The 21,516-nt window shown below is 72.1% G+C and carries 18 protein-coding genes and 1 pseudogene; 13 read left to right on the top strand and 6 right to left on the bottom strand.

Annotated features, from left to right (window positions below):
- Window positions 1–376: 376 nt before the first annotated feature.
- On the top strand, window positions 377–1,852 hold the full coding sequence (locus tag ACIO3O_RS03675) for an MFS transporter (RefSeq protein WP_401741414.1): 1,476 nt from the start codon (window positions 377–379) through the stop codon (window positions 1,850–1,852).
- Window positions 1,853–2,107: 255 nt separating this feature from the next.
- Here the strand turns inward: ACIO3O_RS03675 and ACIO3O_RS03670 are convergent, their stop codons facing one another.
- Window positions 2,108–2,920 carry an alpha/beta fold hydrolase gene (locus tag ACIO3O_RS03670; protein WP_401741412.1) on the bottom strand — a complete coding sequence of 271 codons (813 nt, stop codon included), beginning with the start codon at window positions 2,918–2,920 and terminating at the stop codon, window positions 2,108–2,110.
- 50 nt (window positions 2,921–2,970) lie between these two features.
- Between ACIO3O_RS03670 and bla the strand changes: the two genes are divergently transcribed.
- The 4 genes from bla (at window position 2,971) to ACIO3O_RS03650 (ending at window position 5,920) form a co-directional block, all read left to right on the top strand.
- The gene (bla, locus tag ACIO3O_RS03665; RefSeq protein ID WP_401741884.1) at window positions 2,971–3,930 is read left to right on the top strand and encodes a class A beta-lactamase; all 960 of its coding nucleotides are present in this window, start codon (window positions 2,971–2,973) and stop codon (window positions 3,928–3,930) included.
- A gap of 83 nt (window positions 3,931–4,013) precedes the next feature.
- Complete coding sequence (locus ACIO3O_RS03660) at window positions 4,014–4,799, top strand: DeoR/GlpR family DNA-binding transcription regulator (RefSeq protein WP_401741410.1); 786 nt, start codon at window positions 4,014–4,016, stop codon at window positions 4,797–4,799.
- Between the two features lie 63 nt (window positions 4,800–4,862).
- Window positions 4,863–5,222: a DUF4406 domain-containing protein gene (locus tag ACIO3O_RS03655; RefSeq protein ID WP_401741881.1), complete on the top strand. Its 360-nt coding sequence runs from the start codon at window positions 4,863–4,865 to the stop codon at window positions 5,220–5,222.
- 11 nt (window positions 5,223–5,233) lie between these two features.
- Window positions 5,234–5,920, top strand: a complete 687-nt coding sequence (locus ACIO3O_RS03650) for an NUDIX domain-containing protein (protein WP_401741408.1) — start codon at window positions 5,234–5,236, stop codon at window positions 5,918–5,920.
- 47 nt (window positions 5,921–5,967) lie between these two features.
- On the opposite strand, the gene ACIO3O_RS03645 is transcribed toward ACIO3O_RS03650, so the two are convergent.
- The 3 genes and pseudogenes from ACIO3O_RS03645 to ACIO3O_RS03635 all read right to left on the bottom strand — a co-directional run.
- Window positions 5,968–6,507 carry a DinB family protein gene (locus ACIO3O_RS03645; protein ID WP_401741406.1) on the bottom strand — a complete coding sequence of 180 codons (540 nt, stop codon included), beginning with the start codon at window positions 6,505–6,507 and terminating at the stop codon, window positions 5,968–5,970.
- 5 nt (window positions 6,508–6,512) lie between these two features.
- Entirely contained in the window at window positions 6,513–7,946 is a 1,434-nt protein-coding gene (locus ACIO3O_RS03640; protein ID WP_401741405.1) for an MFS transporter, read from the bottom strand.
- Window positions 7,947–8,218: 272 nt separating this feature from the next.
- Window positions 8,219–8,947 (bottom strand): annotated as a pseudogene (locus tag ACIO3O_RS03635) (TetR/AcrR family transcriptional regulator); the annotation flags it as partial.
- 105 nt (window positions 8,948–9,052) lie between these two features.
- Here ACIO3O_RS03635 and ACIO3O_RS03630 point away from each other — a divergent pair.
- Together ACIO3O_RS03630 and ACIO3O_RS03625 are read left to right on the top strand one after the other, a co-directional pair.
- The gene (locus tag ACIO3O_RS03630; RefSeq protein ID WP_401741403.1) at window positions 9,053–9,754 is read left to right on the top strand and encodes an alpha/beta fold hydrolase; all 702 of its coding nucleotides are present in this window, start codon (window positions 9,053–9,055) and stop codon (window positions 9,752–9,754) included.
- 318 nt (window positions 9,755–10,072) lie between these two features.
- Window positions 10,073–11,647 (top strand): aldehyde dehydrogenase (NADP(+)), encoded by a 1,575-nt coding sequence (locus ACIO3O_RS03625; protein ID WP_401741879.1) that lies wholly within the window; start codon window positions 10,073–10,075, stop codon window positions 11,645–11,647.
- Between the two features lie 20 nt (window positions 11,648–11,667).
- Here the strand turns inward: ACIO3O_RS03625 and ACIO3O_RS03620 are convergent, their stop codons facing one another.
- Together ACIO3O_RS03620 and ACIO3O_RS03615 are read right to left on the bottom strand one after the other, a co-directional pair.
- A complete protein-coding gene (locus tag ACIO3O_RS03620) occupies window positions 11,668–12,525 on the bottom strand; it encodes an SMP-30/gluconolactonase/LRE family protein (protein ID WP_401741400.1) in 858 nt (285 codons plus the stop codon).
- 20 nt (window positions 12,526–12,545) lie between these two features.
- Window positions 12,546–13,319 carry an IclR family transcriptional regulator gene (locus ACIO3O_RS03615; protein WP_401741399.1) on the bottom strand — a complete coding sequence of 258 codons (774 nt, stop codon included), beginning with the start codon at window positions 13,317–13,319 and terminating at the stop codon, window positions 12,546–12,548.
- 237 nt (window positions 13,320–13,556) lie between these two features.
- On the opposite strand from ACIO3O_RS03615, the gene ACIO3O_RS03610 reads away from it, so the two are divergent.
- From ACIO3O_RS03610 to mmsB, 6 genes are all read left to right on the top strand, one after another.
- Window positions 13,557–14,711, top strand: a complete 1,155-nt coding sequence (locus ACIO3O_RS03610) for a mandelate racemase/muconate lactonizing enzyme family protein (RefSeq protein ID WP_401741397.1) — start codon at window positions 13,557–13,559, stop codon at window positions 14,709–14,711.
- Between the two features lie 29 nt (window positions 14,712–14,740).
- Window positions 14,741–15,760, top strand: a complete 1,020-nt coding sequence (locus ACIO3O_RS03605) for a zinc-binding dehydrogenase (RefSeq protein ID WP_401741395.1) — start codon at window positions 14,741–14,743, stop codon at window positions 15,758–15,760.
- 91 nt (window positions 15,761–15,851) lie between these two features.
- Entirely contained in the window at window positions 15,852–16,856 is a 1,005-nt protein-coding gene (locus tag ACIO3O_RS03600; RefSeq protein WP_401741393.1) for a hypothetical protein, read from the top strand.
- A gap of 4 nt (window positions 16,857–16,860) precedes the next feature.
- Window positions 16,861–18,003: a multiple monosaccharide ABC transporter substrate-binding protein gene (gene chvE, locus ACIO3O_RS03595; RefSeq protein WP_401741391.1), complete on the top strand. Its 1,143-nt coding sequence runs from the start codon at window positions 16,861–16,863 to the stop codon at window positions 18,001–18,003.
- Window positions 18,004–18,023: 20 nt separating this feature from the next.
- Window positions 18,024–19,589 carry a multiple monosaccharide ABC transporter ATP-binding protein gene (mmsA, locus tag ACIO3O_RS03590; protein ID WP_401741877.1) on the top strand — a complete coding sequence of 522 codons (1,566 nt, stop codon included), beginning with the start codon at window positions 18,024–18,026 and terminating at the stop codon, window positions 19,587–19,589.
- A gap of 9 nt (window positions 19,590–19,598) precedes the next feature.
- The gene (gene mmsB, locus ACIO3O_RS03585; protein ID WP_401741388.1) at window positions 19,599–20,831 is read left to right on the top strand and encodes a multiple monosaccharide ABC transporter permease; all 1,233 of its coding nucleotides are present in this window, start codon (window positions 19,599–19,601) and stop codon (window positions 20,829–20,831) included.
- Window positions 20,832–21,516: the final 685 nt, after the last annotated feature.

The following is a 21,516-nucleotide window of genomic DNA, read 5'->3' as shown; positions in this document are numbered from 1 at the left end:
GCCCTGGGCCCGCTCGGCGTCGGCCCGGCGGCAGGTCGTTCAGGGCGATATTCGTGTGCGGCGGGGCTCTCGGGTGACGTACGGTGGCACCGTCCCTGTCCCGACACGTCGGTGGCGGCGACCGGATTCCCTGTTCCTGCTGTGTTCCTTCTGTCTCGATCCCGAGGTGACGACCTATTAACCGGGCCAAGTAGCCGTCCGCGTTCCCCACGTGCTGTGTCGTCGCACGTGTCCTGGAGCGGACGTCGCACTGGCCTGAGTTGCGTCACCCCTCCCGGGTGCAGCTCTGCCGGCTGCCCCGGGTTCCGTGTTTTCCGGCCCCGGTACGCCTGTCGGCAGGGCTCCCCGATTCCTCCGGATCAGGAGTCTCTCCGTCGTGTCTTCCTCCGCGCTCGGCAACGAGCCGCAGCACACCACCCCATCCCCATCCCCAGCTCCCGGCTTGTCGACGATGGGCCTCACCGCCTGGATCGCCCTCCTGGTCCTCCTGAGCGCCGAGCTCATGGACCTGATCGACCAGTCGGTCGTCCTGACCGCCCTGCCCGCGATCCAGGAGTCCACCGGCGCCGGACCTGCCGCCGTGCAGTGGCTGACCACCGGCTACTCCCTGCCCATCGCCGTCGGGCTGATCACCGGCGGCCGCCTCGGCGACCTCTACGGCCGGCGTCGCGTCCTCCTCATCGGCACCGTCGTGTTCACCACGGCCTCACTGCTGTGCGGCCTCGCCGCCGGGCCGGGCGTGCTGATCGGCGCCCGCGGGCTCCAGGGCGTGGGAGTGGCCCTGATGATCCCGCAGGTCCTGGCCACCCTCCATGTCACCTTCGCGGGACAGAACCGCAGCAAGGTGTTCGGTCTGTACGGGGCCGTGATGTCGCTCGCCAGTGTGCTGGGCCCGGTGATGGGCGGTCTGCTCACCGAGGCGGATCTGTTCGGGCTGTCCTGGCGGCCGATCTTCCTGGTGAATGTGCCCGTCGGCCTCGCCGTGATCGTCCTGGGGCGCAGGTTCGTCCCCGAGTCGGCCGCGCGGAAGGCCGACCGGATCGACCTCACCGGCATGGTGCTGTCGGCGCTGGCCATCGTGCTGATCGTCTTCCCGCTCAGCGAAGGGCACCTCCACCACTGGCCGCTGTGGTGCTTCGCCATGCTCGCGGCCGGGCTCCTCGCGCTCGGTGTCTTCCTGCGCCATCAGCAGCGCAAGCAGAACGATGCAGCCCTCCTCCCTCTGTCCTTGTTCCGGGGCAGGCAGTTCTCCGGCGGTACGGTCGCGCAGTTGATGCACGGTCTGCTGTGCGGGCTGTTCTTCATGACCTGGTCGCTCTACCTCCAGTACGGGCTGGGCATGAGCGCCTTCCACGCGGCCCTGGCCTTCGTGCTGCTCTCCTTCGGGGAACTGGCCGGAGCGACGGTCACCGCGAAGAGCGGTGGGCGCTTCGCCCGCCGGTTGCCGCAGGCCGGGGCGCTTGTCGCGTTGGCTGCGACGGCGGGTTACGGGTTCCAGGTGGCGGCAGGTGGGGCGGGCGTGACGCTGCTGGCGATGACCGCTCCGGTGGTACTGATCGGGTTCGGGCTGGGCATGGTCGGCGGTCCGCTGGCCGATCTGACGCTGGCCCGGGTTCCGGAGGGGGATGCGGGGGCTGCGTCGGGGGTGTTCAACACCGCGTTCCATCTGGGGGTGGGGGTGGGGACGGCGTTGACGGCGCTGGTGTTCTTCGCGACGACTGAGGGGTCTTCGGATGCTGGGCTTCATCGCGAGGCGTTCGGGGCTGTGTTGTGGTGGGTCGGGGGGTTGCTCGGCGTGATGTGGGGGCTGATGTTCTGCTTGCCGGGGCGGGTGGGGCGTCGGGGCGACTGAGGCGGGGGCCGGCGGCCGGCGGGGCGGGGTGGCTCCGGGCAAGGCGTGGCCGGTTCCGGGGGCGGGCCGGGGGCTACCGGGCTGGGCCGGTAGCGGGAGGGGCCGCCCCCTTGCCCGCCCGTCCCGCCCCCGGGGGGGGCGGCCCCGCCGCCCAAGGCGGCTAGGGAGAGGAGGTGAGGCGGCCCCGCCGCCCAAGGGGGCTGGAGGGGAAGAGGGAAGGGCGGTCCCGTCGCTCAAGGGGGCTGGGGGGGATGGTCAGTTTCGTACTGTGGCGAGGAAGTCCAGCAAGGCCGTGTTGAAGAGGGAGGGTTGTTCGGCCGAGGGGAGGTGGCCCGCTTCGGGGATGACCGTGAGGGTCGCGTGCGGGATCAGGCTGTGGATCTCCTCGGCGACGGCGACGGGAGTGTAGACGTCGTCCGCGCCGACCGCGATCAGGGTCGGGACGGTCACGTCGGTAAGCGTCGCGCGGTAGTCGGGGCGTTCGGCGCGGCCCCGGAGGGCGGCGGCCGCGCCGTGCGGGTCGGTGGTGCGCATCATCGTCAACACCGCTTCGGCCAGGGCTGGTTGGGCCGTGACGTTGTACGGGGCGAGCATCTTGTCGATGACCTCGTCGGCGTAGCCCGCCATGCCCTCGGCGAGGAGGCGGTCGGCCAGGGCGTTGCGGAAGGCCTTGCCCTCGTCGGTCTCGGCGGGGGCGGAGGTGTCGGAGAGGACCAGGCCGCGCACGCGGTGCGCGTGGCCGCGGTGGAACTCCATCGCGATCTGGCCGCCCATCGACACCCCGCCGACCACCGCACCGGGCAGGTCGAGGTGGTCGAGGAGGGCGGCGAGGTCGTCGGCGAAGGTGGGGAGGAGCGTCGCCGGCGCGTCGGCCGGAAGCGCGCTGTCGCCGTACCCGCGCAGGTCGGGGGTGAGGACCCGGTAGCCGTGCGCCGCCAACTCCCGCGCCTGCGGGGCCCAGAGGGTGCGATTGAAGGGGTGACCGTGGACGAGGAGGACCGGGAGGCCGTCGGCGGGGCCGTGGTCGTCGTAGTGGAGGGTGACGTTCTGGACCTCGTGGGTACGCATGGGGTCACGATACGAGCTTGATCATCGACGTGCGGGAGCAGGGAGGCAGTATGGGTCCGGGCGGATTCGGCAGGTCGGGCGGGGTGTCGCGGCGGGCGCTGCTGGGGGCGGCGGTCGCGTGGCCGCTGGCGGGCTGTACGTCCAAGGACCCTGCGGGAGTACGGAGTTCGGGCACCCCCTCGCGGTCGGCGGGGACCTCTTCCCCGAGCCCCTCGGACGTACAGCAGCACCGCGCCCGCTTCGCCGCCCTGGAACGCACCCACGGCGCACGCCTCGGCCTCTACGCCCTGGCGACCGGCACCGGGGCCGCCCTCGCGCACCGCGCCGACGAGAGGTTCGCGTTCTGCTCCACCTTCAAGTCGCTCGCCGCGGCGGCGGTCCTGCACCGCAACCCGCTCACCCACCTCGACCAGCGTGTCCCGGTCACGCGGGCCGACGTCAACTCGATCTCCCCGATCGCGGAGAAGCACATCGGGGGCACCATGACGATCCGCGAACTGTGCGACGCGGCCGTCCGGCACAGCGACGGAACCGCCGGGAACCTCCTGGTGCGCGACCTCGGCGGCCCGCAGCAATTCAACGCGTTCCTGCGGGAGTTGGGCGACCGCGTCAGCCGCCTCGACCAGTACGAGCCCGGTCTGAACGACAACCGCCCCGGCGACCCCCGCGACACCACCACCCCGCACGCCCTCGCGGGCACCCACCGGGCCCTCCTGCTGGGCAGCGCCCTTCCCGCCGACACGCGCGCCCCGTTGAAGGAGTGGCTGCTGACCACCGTGACCGGCGCGCAGCGCATCCGGGCGGGGCTCCCCCGGGGCTGGACCTGCGCGCACAAGACCGGCACGGGCGACTTCGGGCGGGCGAACGACGTCGCCGTCGCCTGGCCGCCCGGCGGCAAGGGCGCACCGATCGTGCTGGCGATCATGACGGACCGCCCGGGCCAGGAGGCCGAGCCGAAGGAAGCGCTGCTGGCCGAGGCGACGTCGTACGCGATCTCCGTCCTGACCTGAATCACACGGTCACCCGAGCGGACACCCGATCCACATCTCACATCCTGTTGTTCAAATGAACAGACCTGTGTGAGTATCGCGGCATGGGAGTAGCCAACCGCCTCGACCTCACCCTGCGCCTCGTCCAGGGCTCCGACCGGGTTTCCGTGTCCGAGCTCGCCCACCGGCTCGGGGTCTCCGACATGACCGTGCGCCGTGACCTGGCCGAACTGGAGCGCCAGGGCCTGGTCAAGCGCGTGCACGGCGGCGCGGTCGCCACCCGCAGACGGGAGGAGGGGGCCGGGTTCGCGGCGCGCGAGGCGTGGCAGGCCGCGACGAAGGACCGGCTCGGCCGCGCGGTCGCCGAGCTGGTCGAACCGGGTTCGCGGGTGCTGCTGGACGCGGGGACGACCACCGTGCACGTCGCCGAGCATCTGGCGGCGCGGGCCCCGCTGACGGTGGCGGTGCTCAGCATCCAGGCGGCGGTGCGGCTCGCCGACGTACCCGGCATCGAGCTGCTGGTCGTCGGGGGCCGGTCGCGCCCCGGGGAGCGGTCCCTGGTCGGGCCGCTGGCGCTCCGTACGCTCGAAGCCCTCGCGTTCGACTGCTTCGTGATGTCCATCGGCGGGGTGCACGGCGAGCACGGCTGGTCCGAGTTCTCGCTGGACGACGCCGCCGTCAAGCAGGTCGGTCTCGCCCAGTCGGCCCGTACGGTCGCGGTCGCGGACGCGACGAAGCTCGGGGTGCGCTCCTTCAGCCGGGTCGCGGGGCCGGGCGCGGTCGGCACCTTCGTGACCGACACCGCCGCCGAGGACGCCACCACCCACCCGCACGGCCCGCAGACGCTGGCCGCACTGCGCGACGCGGGCGTGCACACGATTCTCGCCTGAACACTGTTGCTACGTATGAGGAGTTGACCCGTGAGAGACCCGAGTGCGACGCACCGCCCCCTGATGATCCTGGTCGCGGGACCCTACCGGTCCGGCACCGGCGACGACCCCGCCAGGCTGCACGCGAACGTGGCCGCCATGAACGAGACCGCGCTCGCCCTCTTCCGGGCCGGTCACCTCCCGGTCACGGGCGAGGCGCTGGCGCTTCCGCTCCTGGAGACCGCCGGAAGCACCGGCCCGGGCGACGCCCTGTACGAGGAGATCTTCCACCCGGTCGCCGAGCGGCTCCTCGCCCGCTGCGACGCGGTGCTGCGGATCGGCGGTCCGTCCGAGGGGGCCGACCGGATGGTCGCGCAGGCCGGGGCACAGGGCGCGGCGGTCTACACCTCGCTCGCCGAGATCCCGGCGGCGGTCGCCGCGTGAACGAGAACCGCGTGAATGAGCAGCGCGTGAACGAGCACCGCTCCGGCGTTCCCGGCATCGACGTACCCGACCGCCGCGGCCGCATCGCCCTCGACGCCCACGGCCGCGGCCTCACCGGCAATCCGGACGTCCGGGTCCAGGACGTGGAGGTGCTGTCCTGCGATTGGTACGTCCTGCGCAAGACGACCTTCGACCACCGGCGCAGGGACGGCAGTTGGAGCCGCCAGCAGCGCGAGACGTACGACCGGGGCGACGGCGCGACGATCCTGCTGTACGACGCGGAACGCGCGACCGTGCTCCTGACCCGGCAGTTCCGGCTGCCCGCGTACGTCAATGAGCACCCCACCGGCATGCTCCTGGAGACGGCGGGCGGCCTCCTCGACGGCAACAGCCCCGAGGAGGCGATCCGGCGCGAGGCCGCCGAGGAGACCGGCCACGAGGTCGGCGCGGCGGAACGGATCTTCGCGGTCTACATGAGCCCGGGCTCGGTCACCGAACGCGTGCACTTCTTCGCCGCTCCGTACGCGGCGGGGTCCGCGACGTCCGAGGGCGGCGGGGTGGTCGACGAGGGCGAGGACATCGAGGTCGTCGAACTCCCCTTCAAGGAGGCCCTGGTGATGATCCGCACCGGGGAGATCGCGGACGCGAAGACCATCATGCTGCTCCAGTGGGCGGCTCTGGAGGGCCCGTTCGCCTGAATCCGGGGAGTCCCGGGAGTCCGGGGAGTCCGAAGAATCCGAGGCGCCTAAGGTCCCGTCACCCCGTCGATCCTCTCCCTGATCAGGTCGGCGTGGCCGTTGTGCCGGGCGTACTCCTCCAGCATGTGGACCAGAATCCAGCGGAGCGACACGCTCGCGCTCCCGGCCGTCTCCGCCTCCGCCCCGGACAGGTGGCCCGGGTCGTCCAGGGAGGCTGCGGCGACGATCGCGCGGTTGCGGTCGACGGTCGTGCGCCAGGAGTCCAGGGCTGCCGCGATTCCGCCGTCCTCCGGCTTCTCCGCGTCGAGTCCGAAGCCGCCGTCCCGGCGCATCAGGTCCCGCTGGTCGGCGTCCTCGCCCCGGAAGACCTCCTGGAACCAGTGCCGTTCGACCCCTTCCAGGTGCCGGACCAGTCCGAGCAGCGTCATCGGCGACGGCGGCACGGAGGCCGTCCGTAGCTGCTCCTCGTCCAGGTCCTGGCACTTCAGGGCGAGCGTCCCCCGATGGAAGTCCAACCAGGTTTCCAGCATGGTGCGTTCGTCCGCGTGCGGGGGCGGGATGGGGCGGCCGTCGGGCATCGTGTTCATGGCGTTCACTGTGGCACAGGGGTCTGACAACGCCCCGGCAGAAGGGCCGCCGGGACCAGGGCCAGGGCGCCGAGTCCGGCCAGAACCAGCAGGGCGGTGGTGACCGGGGTGTCCGAGACGCCGGGGGCCATGGTGCCCGCGGCGACGGCGATGCCCAGGGTCGGGCCGATGTTCATGGCGGTCTGCTTGAGACCGCCGACGACTCCGGCGTACCCGGGCGGTGCGTCGCCGACGACCGTGCCGGTGGCGGCCACCATCACCGCCGCGAACCCGGCCCCCAGCACCCCGAAGGCCACCCCTTCGGCGGGCCACGCCGCAGCCGTGTCGAGCCGGGCCGTACCGGCGAGCGCTCCGATCCCGAGCACGACGAGGCCGATTCCGGTGAGCGCGGTGCGGCGTGGCCCGTACCGGCGCAACGCTCCTGCGGCGACCGGTGCGCCGAGCACCATCAGCACCGTCATCGGAAGCACCCGCACCCCGCAGGCGAGCGGGTCCAGGCCCCGTACGTACTGGAGGAAGAAGGTCAGTACGAACAGTGCCCCGAACATCCCCGCCGCCGTGATCAGCAGCAACGCCATCGAGGCCGTCACCGACCTCGTCCGGGCGACGCCCAACGGCACGATCGGGTGCGCGGTGCGCCGTTCGTGGACGACGAAGACCGTCGCGACGACCCCGGTCAGGGCGAGGGCGGTCCAGGTCGGGGCGCTCGTCCAGCCGTGTTCGGGCACCCCGGCCAGCGCGTGCACCAGGCATGCGAGTGCGGCCGCGAGCAGCACGGCTGCGGGGATGCCGAGGCGCTGGGGTCCGCCGCCGGTGCGGGGTGCGGCGGGGACCCGTACCGCGAGAGTGAGCGCGGCGACCAGGAGCGCCACCGGCACGTTGATCCAGAACACCGCCCGCCAGCCGAACTCCGCGACGAGTACGCCGCCGAGGAGGGGACCTGCAGCGGCGGCGACGCCGATCGCGCTGGTACGGAGCGCGATCGGGCCGCCGAGCCGGTCGGCGGGGTGGGTGAGGCGGAGGAGGGCGAGGGTGGCGGGTTGCAGGAGCGCGGCGCAGACGCCTTGGGCGGCGCGCAGGGTGATGGCCCAGCCGATGCCGGGGGCGAGCGCGATGGCGGCGGAGGTGAGGGCGAAGCCGACGAGACCGGTCAGGAGGAGGCGGGTGTGCCCGTACCGGTCGCCGAGCCGCCCCGCGACGACGAGGAGGGCGGCGACGGAGAGGAGGTAGGCGGTGCTGGTCCACTGGACCTGGGCGGGGGTGGCATGGAGGTCGCGTTGCAGGGCGGGCTGGGCGACGAGGAGAACGGTGCCGTCGAGGGCGACGAGCATGGCACCGGCGATGCTGACGATGAGGGCGAGGGTGCGGGTGAGGGGCGGCGGCGTGGGGGTGGGGGTGCAGGGGGAGCGGCTGCCGGTGCGGGCGGTGGGGGCGGTCATGCGGAGGCCTGGTGGGCCTGGTGCGGGGCGCGGCCGAGGTGGGCGTCGACCGCTGCGGCGACGAGACGGTCCAGGATCTCGTGGGGGTCTTGGGGGTCTTGGGGGTCTTGGGGGTCTTGGGGGTCTTGGGGGTCGTGGGGGTCGTGGGGGTCGTGGGGGTCGTGGGGGTCGTGGGGGTCGTGGGGGTCGTGGGGGTCGTGGGGGTCGTGGGTCTGGAGGGGTTCGTCGGCATTGTCAGGCTCACGGGGGGCGGGGCCGGAGGGCTGGACGCCGAGGGTGAGCGGGAGGCTGCCCCAGATCCAGAGCTGGGCGATGCCGTGGAGGTTGGCCCAGAGGGCGGCGGCGGTGATGTGAGGGGTGGGGGGTGCGGAGGCGGGGGCTTCGGAGGCTCCCCCAGCTTCGAGGGCTCCCCTAGCTTCGGGCGCTCCCCCAGCTCCGGCGGCTCCCCCAGCTCCGAGGGCTCCCCCAGCTCCGGCACCTCCCCCGGCGCTCGCCGCCCCCACCGCGCCCACCCCACCCGCGCCCCCCGCTGCCTCCTCCCTGCACCGGGCGACCAGGGCCGCCACCGCCTCCAGCAGGGGAAGCGTCTCCTCGCGGAGGCGGGGGCCCCGGTGGTCCGTCGCGTGTACGTCGCTGGCCAGCAGGTCGTGACGGAACATCAGCTCGAACATCCCGCGCCGCTCCTGCGCGAAGTCGACGTACGCACGTGCCAGCGATCGCAGTTGGCGCTCGGGCGGCGTCCCTTCCGTGCCCCCGGCCGCCTCGAAGCGCCCCGCGAGGTCCGCGAAGCCCCGTCGGGCGATCGCCGTGAGCAGCGCGTGGTGGGTGGGGAAGTGGCGGCGCGGCGCCCCGTGCGAGACCCCGGCCCGGCGGGCGATCTCCCGCAACCCGACGGAGGCCACGCCTCCGCTCTCCACGAGTTCGACCCCGGCGTCGAGCAGCCGCTCCCGCAGAGGCGCCTTGTCGGGAGCATGGGGCGAGGGTGTCGCGCGCAGTTCCATGAGCAGTGTCTACCACCTCGCGTAGACACTGTCTACGCCTGCCGTGACGGGAAGGGCCGCACCGGGCCGAGGGCGATTGTCAGACCCACCGGCTACCTTCCTGGCATGGCAACGTACGTACTGGTGGCAGGCGCCTGGCTCGGTGCATGGGTGTGGGACGAAGTGGCGGAAGGGCTGCGTGCGGCGGGTCACGCGGCGCACCCGCTGACGTTGACCGGACTGGCCGAGAAGCAGGGCAGACCTGCCGGGCAGCAGACGCACGTGCAGGACATCGTGGACGAGGTCGAACGACTGGACCTGCGCGACGTGGTGCTGGTGGGGCACAGCTACTCGGGAATCCCGGTCGGCCAGGCCGCCGAGCGCATAGGGGACCGTCTCGCATGCGTGGTCTTCGTGGACTCCAACGTTCCGGAGGACGGGAAGGCCTTCGCCGCCGACGCGCCGTCCCCGCACCGGGCTCGCCTGGTGAAGTCGCTGGAGGAGAACGGTGGTTGCTGGCCCTGCCTGACCGCCGACGACTGCGAGGGCCAGGGGATGACCGACGACCAGGTCGCCCGCTTCCTCGACGGCTCGACCCCGCACCCGGGCGACTCGCTCCTCGAACCAGCGGTCCTGAAGCGGCCGGTGGGCGAGCTCCCGGCGACGTATGTCAAGTGTCTGCTGGACGGCGAGGAGCTGATGGAGGAGGTGGCGAAGGCGCTGGAGAGCGAGCACTGGGAGCTGGTGTGGATGGACACCGGCCACTGGCCGATGTTCTCGCAGCCGGACGAGCTGATACGGGTACTGCTGGACGCGCACCGACCGTAAATCCGCGCGGGGGGCGCCCCCCATCCCCCACCCCCGCGCCGCCGCCTCAGCCCAGCAGTTCCCGCACGCGCGGAATGACCTCGCCCGTGCACCGGCGGATCTGGTCCGGCCAGGCAGGTCGCCGCGCGCGAGGGAGGACCGCCCAGCACCGAGGGCGAGGGGCCAGGGCCGCGACAGCCGGCAGTGCGGCGGCACACGCGTCCCTTGACCGGCCTTCTTCCGCATGCCTAACCTGCCGCCATTACCTCAACATCCGACATTTTGAACGCAGTTCGAAATGCCGAACAAGCAGCGCGAGGAGAGGCCACCGTGTCAGCAATACCCGCAGGGTCCGCGTCCACCCCCGGGGCCGACCCGACGGCCGAGCCCGTCTGGAGCGTCGACCCCCGGACCGGCGAGCGGCGCGAGCAGGTCGGGACCGAGGCCGCCCCCGGGGCCGTCGACGCGGCGGTCCGGGCCGCGCACGACGCCCGCGCCACGCTCGCCGACCGGACCGTGCGCTCCGCCTTCCTCCGCGCCGTCGCCGACGAACTGGAGAGCGCACGGGCGGAGTTGGTGGCGGCGGCCGACGCCGAGACCGCGCTCGGCGAGACCCGGCTCAACGGGGAACTCACCCGCACCTGCTACCAGTTGAGGTCCTTCGCGGACACCGTCGACGAAGGCTCCTTCCTCGACGTCATCATCAGCCACCCGGACGCCGACGCCACCCCGCCCGTCCCCGACCTGCGCCGCTACAAGATTCCGCTCGGGGTCGTCGCGGTCTACTCCGCCTCCAACTTCCCCTTCGCCTTCTCCGTGGCGGGCGGCGACACCGCGAGCGCCTTCGCCGCGGGCTGCCCGGTCGTGGTCAAGGCCCACCCCGACCACCCCGCCACCTCCGAGCTGACCGCCGCCGCTGTGCGGCGCGCGGCGGCCGGGCACCAGGTCCCGGCGGGCGTTCTCGGCCTCGTGCACGGCTTCGACGCGGGAGTCTCCCTGGTCCGGCACCCGCTGGTCGCCGCCGCCGGTTTCACCGGTTCGGTACGGGGCGGACGCGCCCTCTTCGACGCGGCGGCCGCCCGCCCCGTACCCATCCCCTTCCACGGCGAACTCGGCTCGCTCAACCCGGTGTTGGTGACCGGAGCTGCGGCGGCCGAACGGCCGGAGGAGATCGGATCCGGTCTCGCGGCGTCGATGACGATGGGCGTGGGCCAGTTCTGCGTGAAGCCGGGGCTCGTCCTGGTTCCGGCGGGAGAGCCGGGCGACGGGCTCCTCAAGGCACTCGGGCAGTCGCTCGCCGACGCCGGGGCGGGCGTCATGCTCGACCACCGGATGCGGGAGAACTTCGTGGCGGGCGTCGCCGAGCGCGCGCGGCTCCCCCACGTGGAGGCTCCGGTACGCCCCGGGCCCGGCCCGGACGCCCATACGGTGGGCCCCGGCTTCCTCACCGTGCCCGCCGCCGAGCTCGCCCGGGACGAGGGCGCGCACGCCCCGCTCCTGGAAGAGTGCTTCGGCCCGGTGACCGTCGTCGCCCGGTACGCCGACCCGGCCGAGGCGGAGGCCCTGCTCGCCCGCCTTCCCGGCAACCTCACGGCCACCCTCCACGTCTCGGAGCAGGAGGCGGACGGCACGGACGGCACAGCCGCCGGTCTCCTCGCCCGCCTGACCGCGCTGGCCGGGCGCGTCCTGGTCAACGCCTGGCCCACGGGTGTCGCCGTGGCCCCCGCCCAGCACCACGGCGGCCCCTACCCGGCCACCACCTCGACCTCCACCTCGGTCGGCAGCACCGCCGCCGAGCGCTGGCTGCGCCCGGTCGCGTACCAGAACACCCCGGACGCGCTGCTCCCCCCGGAGCTGCGCGAGTCCAACCCGCTGAACCTGCCGCGCGTGGTGGACGGGCGCAGGGAGGTCTGAGCGCGCCTGCCGTCCCCCGGCTACGCCCCGAAGGCGGGGGACGGCAGGCCCTGGCCCGCGTCCGGCAGCACCAGCAGGGAGCCCGCGAGCGGGTGCGGGCGGGGCTGTCCGGCGCGGGCGGTGGTGATGTAGAGGTCGCGCAGGCCGGGGCCGCCGAAGGCGCAGGCGGTGGGGCGGGGCAGCGGGAGGCGGACCGTGCGGTCGAGGCGGCCGTCGGGCGTGTAGCGGCGGATCTGGCCGCCGTCCCACAGGGCGACCCAGACGCAGCCCTCGGCGTCGACGGTGAGGCCGTCGGGGAATCCGGCGCCGGGTTCGACCTCGGCGAAAGGCCTTCTGTTGACGGGGAGTTGGTCCACCAGGTCGCACACGTCGACGCGGCGGGTGGGGCTGTCGACGTAATAGACGCGCGGGCTCAGCGGGCACCAGCCGATGCCGTTGCTGACGGTCACGGCGGGGAAGAGGGCGGTGGCCTCGGTGGTGGCCGGGTCGATGCGGACCAGATGGCCGCCGCCGGGGGCCTCGTCGTAGCGCATGGTGCCCGCCCAGAGGGAGCCGTCCGGGGCGACCGCCGCGTCGTTGCCGCGCCGGCCGGGGACGGGATCGTGCAGCAGCCAGCGGAAGGTACCTTCGGCGGCATAACTCCCCACACCGTCACGGAGGTTGACGACCAGCCCACCGTCGGCGGCCGGTTTCGCGGCGCCCACGTGCTGCTCGGTGGCCATGACGGTGCGGCGGCCGGTGGCGGGGGCGTAGGTGTGGACGCGGGAGCCGAGGACGTCGACCCAGATCAGCCGGTCGGCGGCCGGATCCCAGGTGGGGCCCTCGCCGAGCGCCGCGCCCTCCCGTACCGCCGCCTCGACCCGTGTGCCCGACGTCATGCGCGACGCCATGCCCGACGTCATGCGCGACGCCCCCGGTGGCCGAGCCGCAGCGACAGGTCGGCGGCGCCCTTGGCGGCCAACTCGGCCAGTTCCGCCCCGCGTTCCTCGGTCCACCGGATCATCGGGACGGACACCGACAGCGCGGCGACCACCCGGCCCGCACTGTCGCGGACGGGGGCGGCGACACAGCTCACGTCGGGGTTGGACTCGCGGTGCTCGGTGGCCAGGCCCCGGGCGCGGATGTCGGCGAGCGCCTGCTGGAGGGCTTCGGGGTCGGTGATGCTGTGGGGCGTCATCCCGACCAGCTCGCGGCCTTCGAGACGGGCCCGGAGTTCGGGCTCCGGGAGGGAGGCAAGCAGCATCTTGCCCACGGAGGTGCAGTGCGCGGGCAGCTTGCGGCCGGCGGCGGAGACCATGCGGACCGCGTGGGTGGAGTCCACCTTGGCGATGTAGATGACGTCGGTGTCCTCCAGCACGGCCACGTGCACGGTCTCGTCGCAGGTCTCGGCGACCTCGCGGGCGACCCGCTGACCCTCGGCCGCGAGGTCGAGCTGCTCGGCGTACCGGCTGCCCAACTGGTAGGTGCGCACGCCCAGTCGGTAGCGGCCCGGCTGCTCGGGGACGGTGACCAGGTAGTTGCGGGCCGCGAGCGTGGTGACGAGTTCGTGGACGGTGGTGCGGGGCAGGCCCAGCTTGCGGGTGATGTCCGGGGCGGAGAGCGCGCCGTCGCCCTCCAGGAACAGTTCGAGTATGTCCAGTGCCCTGGTCACTGCGGGAACATGACGCCCCATGGCCGTCCACCCACCCTCTGCGTCTTGAGTGTTCGAGATTCCGGTCACTGACCGGTATGACGAACGCAGGTTAGTCCCGGGCGACCGTGACGGGCAATGAGTGGGGGTCGGGGAGATCCGTGTGCAAGCCATTGACACCCTCCGGGCCGCTGACTACGGTCACGCCAACATTTCGAACGCGTGTCGAAATATCGAACGACTCCGCAGCCTCCCCCCGGCCCTGAAGGAGCAACTTCCGTGCGCATCACGGGCATTACCCCTCACGTCGTAGGAACTCCCTGGCGCAACCTCACCTACGTCGTCGTGCACACCGACGAAGGGCTGACCGGCGTCGGCGAGACCCGGATGCTCGGGCACACCGACGCCCTGATCGGCTATCTGAACGAGGCCGCCGCCCACCACGTCGTCGGTACGGACCCCTTCGACACCGAGGCCCTGGTGCGCCGGATGAAGTACGGCGACTACGGGCGGGCCGGCGAGATCGTCATGTCCGGCATCGCGTGCGTCGAGATGGCCTGCTGGGACATCAAGGGCAAGGCGCTCGGCGTCCCGGTCTGGCAGCTGCTCGGCGGAAAGGTCACCGACCGCGTCAAGGCGTACGCCAACGGCTGGTACACCACCGAGCGCACCCCGGAGGCGTACCACAAGGCGGCGCGCGGGGTGATGGAGCGCGGGTACCGCGCCCTGAAGATCGACCCCTTCGGGACCGGGCACTTCGAACTGGACGCCGGGCAGAGCCGGTACGCGGTCTCGCTGATCGAGGCGGTACGCGACGCGATCGGCCCGGACGCCGAACTCATGCTGGAGATGCACGGCCGCTTCAGCCCCTCCACGGCGGTGCGCCTGGCCAAGGAGATGGCCCCCTTCCGGCCCGCGTGGCTGGAGGAGCCGGTGCCGCCGGAGAACCTCAAGGCATTGGAGAAGGTCGCCGCGAAGGTCGACCTGCCGATCGCGACGGGCGAGCGCATCCACGACCGCATCGAGTTCCGCGAGCTGTTCGCGTCGCAGGCCGCCGACATCATCCAGCCGGACGTGGGCCACATCGGCGGCATCGCGGAGACCCGCAAGCTGGCCGCGACCGCCGAGACGCACTACACCCTGATCGCCCCGCACAACGTCGGCGGTCCGGTCCTGACCGCCGCCTCCCTCCAACTCGGTTTCTCCACACCGAACTTCAAGGTCCTGGAGCACTTCAACGACTTCGCGGACGCGGAGATCAAGAAGGTCGTCAAGGGCGCCCCGCAGGTCGACCCGGAGACCGGCTGCTTCGAGATCTCGTACGCTCCGGGGCTCGGCGTGGAGCTGGACGTGGAGGCGGCGGCCGAGTTCCCGCAGCAACAGGCGCGGTTCGACCTGTGGGCCGAGGGCTGGGAGAAGAGGGCGCCCAAGTGAGCCGCGGGTGGGGAGAGGAGGACACCCGGGTGAGCCGCCCCAGCCGCTCCCTGGTCGTCGACCGTCCGGGCGAACACCGCCTGTCCGAGACCGAGTTGAAAGACCCGGGCCCCGGCGAAGTCCTGATCCGGGTCGCCGCCGCCGGCATCTGCATGAGCGACCGTGAGGTGTACGACGGTCACCGCGACAGTGGCTACGTACGGTATCCACTGGTGCCCGGGCACGAGTGGTCCGGCACGGTGGCGGCGGTCGGCCCCGGGGCGGACCCCGCGTTGGTCGGGCGCAGGACGGTGGCCGAGGGGTTCAGGGCCTGCGGGACCTGCGAGCGCTGCCGGTGCGGCGAGACGAGTCTGTGCACCGGCGGGTACGCGGAGACCGGCTTCACCGAACCGGGCGCCTTCGCCGACCATCTCACCGTGCCCGCACGGCTGTTGCACCTCCTGGAGGACGACGCGGATCTGCGTGCCGCCGCCCTCCTGGAGCCCGCGGCCGTCGTCGCCGCGGCGGCGCGGGCCGGGCGGCCGAGCCCCGGCGAGCGGATCGCGGTGGTGGGTGCGGGCACCCTCGGGCTGCTCGCCGTACAACTGCTCGCGGCGTCCACGCCCGCCGAGCTGACGGTGATCGACCCCCGGACCCCGCGCGCCGCACAGGCCCGGAAGTTCGGCGCGGTGGAGTCCCTGACACCGGATCAGGCAGCGTCCGCGTACGGGCACTTCGACCTGGTGGTGGAGACGGCGGGCGCGCCGACCACCGCCGCGACGTCGTGCCTGCTGGCCAGGCGGGGCGGGCGGGTGGTGCTCACCGGGATGTTCGCGCCGGGTGCGGTCGGAATCGATCCGGTGCACCTCTCGCTCAGCCAGCTTCAGGTGCGCAGTGTCTTCGGGGCGCCGTCCTCGGCGTGGTCGGACGCGGTGCGGGCGTTCGGTCTCGGGCTGCTCGATCCGGCGCCGCTGATCACGCACGAGTTCCCGCTGGAGCGGTTCGCGGAGGCGATCGCGCTGGTGGGCGGGGGCGACCCCACGACCGGGAAGGTGCTGCTGAGGCCGTAGCCCCGGCTCGGCCGCCTCCCCCACACCCCATCCCCCGACCAGTGTTCGCCATGTCGAACGTCACGTCGTTACGTACGGAGTACGGAGTCCCATGCCTCAGCCACCCCCCGTCCGCCCCCGCCGCCCCGGCGTCGACGCCCTCGCCCGCATCGGCCACCTCTTCCCCGACACCGACCCCTCCGACACCTCCGCCCACGCCTTCCCCGACGGCGGCACCTGGCGCACCGAGGTTCCCTCCGTCGAGGGCCCCGAGGCGCTCGCCGTCGTACTGGAGGAGAGCGCCCGGCTCGACGTTCCCGTGCACCGGATCAGCCAGGGTTCGGGCATCTGGATGCTCACCGACACCGAGATCACCGAGATGGTCGGGGCGTGCGCGGCCCGCGACATCGAGCTGTGCCTGTTCACCGGACCGCGCGGCACCTGGGACATCGGCGGCTCCACCCGCTCCGACTCCGGCGGCGGCGGACTGCGCGCCCGGGGTCACGACGCGCTCGCCGGTTGCGTCGAAGACGCCGTACGCGCAACGGAGTTGGGGGTGCGCTGCCTGCTCGTCGCGGACGAGGGCGTGCTGTGGAGCCTGCACCGGATGCGCGTGGCCGGGATCCTGCCCGCCGACACCACCTTCAAGCTGTCCGCGCTGACCGGGCCGGTCAATCCAGCGTCGTACACGGTCTACGAGCAGCTCGGCGCGGACTCCCTCAACGTGCCCTCCGACCTCACGCTCGACCACCTCACCGAGATCCGCCGGGTCAGCGCCGCGCCGATGGACATGTACGTCGAGGCGCCGGACGACCTGGGCGGCTACATCCGGATGTACGAGGTCGCCGAGCTGATCCGGCGCGGCGCACCGCTCTACCTGAAGTTCGGCCTGAGCCGCTCCCCCGGCATCTACCCGTACGGAGCGCAGCTGCGGGACACCGCGCTCGCCTCGGCGCGCGAGCGGGTGCGGCGCGGGCGGCTGGTGCTCGACCTGCTGGCCCGGCACGGGGCCGACGGAGGGATGTCTCCGCTGGGCGCTCGCCTGCCGGGGGCGCTGCGCCGGTTCGCGGCGCCGCTCGGGCCCGTCGACGTAACGCTCGTACTGGAGGAGGACTAACCCCATGCCCAGCACCCGCAGCACCACCACCAGGATGACCGGCTTGGCCGTCGCCGCCCTCCTCGTCGCCTCGCTGACCGCCTGCGGTCAGGAGGCCCGGGGCGGCAGCCGCTACAAGGCGGACACCGGCAAGGGCGGCACGATCGGGCTGGCGATGCCCACCAAGGCGTCCGAGCGCTGGATCGCGGACGGCCAGAACATGGCGAAGCAGTTCCAGCAGGCCGGGTACCAGACCGACCTCCAGTACGGGGACGACAAGGTCGAGAACCAGATCGCCCAGATCGAGAACATGATCACCAAGGGCCGGAAGCTGCTGGTGGTCGCCGCCATCGACGGCTCGGCGCTGACCGAGGTCCTCCAGCGCGCGCACGACGCGGGCATTCCGGTGATCAGCTACGACCGGCTCATCCTGGGCACCCCGAACGTCGACTACTACGCGTCCTTCGACAACGAGCGGGTCGGCGAGCTGATGGCGACGTACATCGTCGAGAAGCTGAAGCTGGCCGCATCAGGGAAGGGGGCGGACGCGAAGGACCCGGGCGCGAAGAAGTACAACATCGAGCTCTTCGCGGGCTCCCCCGACGACAACAACACCAAGTTCTTCTGGAACGGAGCGCTGAAGGTCCTCCAGCCGTATCTGACGAGCGGTCAACTCGTCGTGCGCAGCGGCCAGACGAGGATGAGCCAGGCCACCACCCTGCGCTGGGACGGCGGCACCGCCCAGAAGCGGATGGACGACCTGATCAGCAAGAACTACGGCGAGCAGCGCGTGGACGCGGTCCTCTCCCCGTACGACGGGATCTCGATCGGCATCATCTCCGCCCTGAAGAGTGCCGGATACGGTACGCAGGGACAGCCGCTGCCCATCGTGACCGGGCAGGACGCGGAACTGGCGTCGGTGAAGTCCATCATCGGCGGCGAGCAGACGCAGACCGTCTACAAGGACACCCGCAAGCTGGCCGCGCAGGCCGTCGCCATGGGCGACGCCGTACTGAACGGCAAGAAGCCGCAGGTCAACAACACCACCGATTACGACAACGGCAAGAAGACCGTGCCGTCGTACCTGCTGAAGCCGGTGAGCATCGACAAGTCGAACACCCAACTCCTCGTGGACGAGGGGTACTTCACTGCGGGACAGCTCAAGTGAGCGCCCACCCCGTGCTGGAGATGCACGGCATCACCAAGACCTTCCCCGGCGTCACGGCGCTCTCCGACGTCAACCTGACCGTCCGCCCCGCCGAGATCCACGCGATCTGCGGCGAGAACGGCGCCGGGAAGTCCACCCTGATGAAGGTGCTGAGCGGGGTCCACCCGCACGGCTCCTACGACGGCGAGATCCTCTTCGAGGGCGAGCCGGTGGCCTTCAAGGACATCCGGGCCAGCGAGCGGCACGGCATCGTGATCATCCACCAGGAGCTGGCGCTCGTCCCGTACCTGTCGATCGCCGAGAACATCTTCCTCGGCAACGAACAGACGGGCGGCAGGCGGAAGTTCATCGGCGGGAAGGGCTTCATCGACTGGAACGACACCCTGCGCCGCGCGAGCGCCCTGCTCAAGCGGGTCGGTCTGCCCGACAAGCCGCAGACCCCGGTCGCCGACATCGGCGTGGGCAAGCAGCAGCTGGTGGAGATCGCCAAGGCGCTCGCCAAGGAGGTGAAGCTGCTCATCCTGGACGAGCCGACGGCGGCCCTCAACGACGACGACAGCGCGAAGCTCCTCGACCTGATCGTGGAACTGCGCGAGCAGGGCATCCCGAGCATCATCATTTCGCACAAGCTGGGCGAGATCCGCCGGATCGCCGACACGGTGACGGTGCTGCGCGACGGACGCACGATCGAATCGCTGACGGTACGTCATGCACCGGACGCGGAACCGGAGTTGTCCGAGGAGCGGATCATCCGGTCGATGGTCGGCCGGGACCTGGACCACCGCTTCCCCGAGCGCAGCACGTACGAGGGCGAGGACGCGGGCAGCACCGCGCTGACGGTCTCCGGCTGGACCGTCCGCCACCCGGTCGACCACCAGCGTCTGGTCGTCGACGACGTGTCGCTGACCGTCGGGCGGGGCGAGATCGTCGGCATCGCGGGCCTGATGGGCGCGGGCCGCACCGAGCTGGCCATGTCCGTTTTCGGGCGCTCCTACGGTCGGTACGTCGCCGGGCGCGTCGAGGTCGGTGGCCGGGAGGCCGACGTACGCACCGTTCCGGCGGCGATCGAGGCGGGACTTGCGTACGTCACCGAGGACCGCAAGCAGTACGGCCTCAACCTCATCGACACCGTCCACCGCAACATCTCCCTCGCCTCCCTGCCCGGGATGCGGCGGCGCGGCGTCGTCGACGAGCACCACGAACGCCGGGTGGCCGAGCGCTACCGCGACTCCATGAACATCAAGACCCCCACGGTCTTCGAGCAGGTGGGCCGACTGTCCGGCGGCAATCAGCAGAAGGTCGTGCTGAGCCGGTGGATTCACGCCGACCCCGAGGTGCTGATCCTGGACGAGCCGACGCGCGGCATCGACGTCGGCGCGAAGTTCGAGATCTACACGGTCATCGACCGGCTCGCGGCCTCCGGCAAGGCGGTCCTGTTCATCTCCTCCGAGCTGCCCGAACTGCTCGGCATGTGCGACCGGATCTACACGATGGCCGAGGGCCGGCTGACCGGTGAGGTCGACCGTGCGGACGCCACCCAGGAAGCGCTGATGCGCCACATGACGACGACCACGACCCGAAGCTGAGGCCCCGCCATGACCACCGCCACTCCCCTGCGCGAGGACTCCCCGGCCGGGCCGCCGCCCGCGCGACCGGCCGCCCTCACCGCGCTCCTCGACAGCATGCGCGCGAACATGCGCCAGTACGGCATGCTCGTCGCCCTGCTGTTCATCGTCGTCCTCTTCCAGATCTGGACCGACGGCACGCTGCTCCTGCCCAACAACGTCTCCAACCTGATCCAGCAGAACGGCTACATCCTCATCCTGGCGATCGGCATGATGATCGTCATCATCGCCGGGCACATCGACCTCTCGGTGGGCTCGCTGGTGGCCTTCGTCGGCGCGATGTCGGCGGTGATGATGGTCAAACAGGACATGCCGTGGGTGCTCGCCCTGGCCCTGTCCCTCCTCATCGGCGCGGTCGCGGGCGCCTGGCAGGGCTTCTTCATCGCATACGTCGGGATTCCGTCGTTCATCGTGACGCTCGCCGGGATGCTGCTGTTCCGGGGCCTGACCCAGATCGTCCTGGAGGGGCAGTCCCTGGCCCCGTTCCCCGAGGGCTTCCAGAACATCGCCAAGGGTTTCATCCCGGAGATGGGCCCGTACACCCAGTACCACAACCCGACCCTGGTGCTCGGCGCGCTGGCGCTGACCGTGCTGCTGTACCGCGAAGTCCGTGACCGCAAGCGGCAGTTGGCGTACGAGCTGGACGTCGTCCCGAGGAGCCTGTGGCTCACCAAGTGCGTCGCCGTCGTGGCGGCCGTGATCGCCTTCACCCTCACGCTCGCCAGCTTCCACGGCGTCCCCGTCGTCATGCTGATCATGTGCGCCCTGCTGATCGGGCTGGGGTACGTGATGCGCAACGCGGTTATCGGCCGCCATGTGTACGCACTCGGCGGCAACAAGGCGGCGGCGAAACTGTCCGGCGTCAAGGACAAGCGGGTCGTCTTCCTGGTCTTCGTGAACATGGGCGTCCTGGCCGCCCTCGCGGGCTGCGTCTACGCGGCACGCCTCAACGCGGGCACCCCGCAGGCGGGCCTGAACTTCGAACTCGAAGCCATCGCGGCCTCGTTCATCGGCGGGGCGTCGATGAGCGGCGGGGTCGGCACGGTCATGGGTGCCGTGATCGGCGGTCTGGTGCTCGGCGTCCTCAACAACGGCATGTCGCTGGTCGGCATCGGCACCGACTACCAGCAGGTCATCAAGGGGCTGGTCCTGCTGGCCGCGGTCGGCTTCGACATCTGGAACAAGCGGAAGGCCGGTCGCTGATCCGGAAGCTGAGTGGTGGCCGCTGTCCCGGTCGCCCGGTCGCTGCCGTCCCGGTCGCTCGGTCACTGCCGTCCCGGTCGCGGTGGCTGCCGTCCCGGTGGCTCGGTACCCGCCGTCCTGGTGGCCCGGTGCCCGCCGCGCCGGTCGCTCGGTCGCCGCCGTCCCGGTGGCTCGGTGCCCGCCGTCCCGGTGGCCCGGTGCCCGCCGTCCCGATCGCTCGGTGCCCGCCGTTGGTCGCTCGGTGCCCGCCGTCCCGGTGGCCCGGTGCCCGCCGTCCTGGTGGCCCGGTGCCCGCCGCGCCGGTCGCTCGGTCGCCGCCGTCCCGGTGGCCCGGTGCCCGCCGTCCCGGTGGCCCGGTGCCCGCCGTCCCGATCGCACGGTAGCCGTCCCGGTGGCCCGGTGGCCGCCGTCCCGGTGGCCCGGTGCCCGCCGTCCCGATCGCACGGTGCCCGCCGTCCCGATCGCACGGTAGCCGTCCCGGTGGCTCGGTGCCCGCCGTCCCGGTGGCCCGGTGCCCGCCGTCCCGATCGCTCGGTGCCCGCCGTTGGTCGCTCGGTGGCCGCCGCGTGACCGGGGGCGGCGGCCGTCGCCTCGCTGCCGGGAAGATCGCCCTTACTCCGCGCGACGCCAGGACGTATGCTGCCGGTGCGTGAGCAGAGCCCTGGGTGCCGTCTGCTTCGGCACC

The organism is Streptomyces sp. NPDC087440 (assembly GCF_044744005.1).
GTDB lineage: Bacteria > Actinomycetota > Actinomycetes > Streptomycetales > Streptomycetaceae > Streptomyces.
Note: the sequence above shows the minus strand (reverse complement) of the source record. Positions and strands in the feature narration are given on the sequence as shown.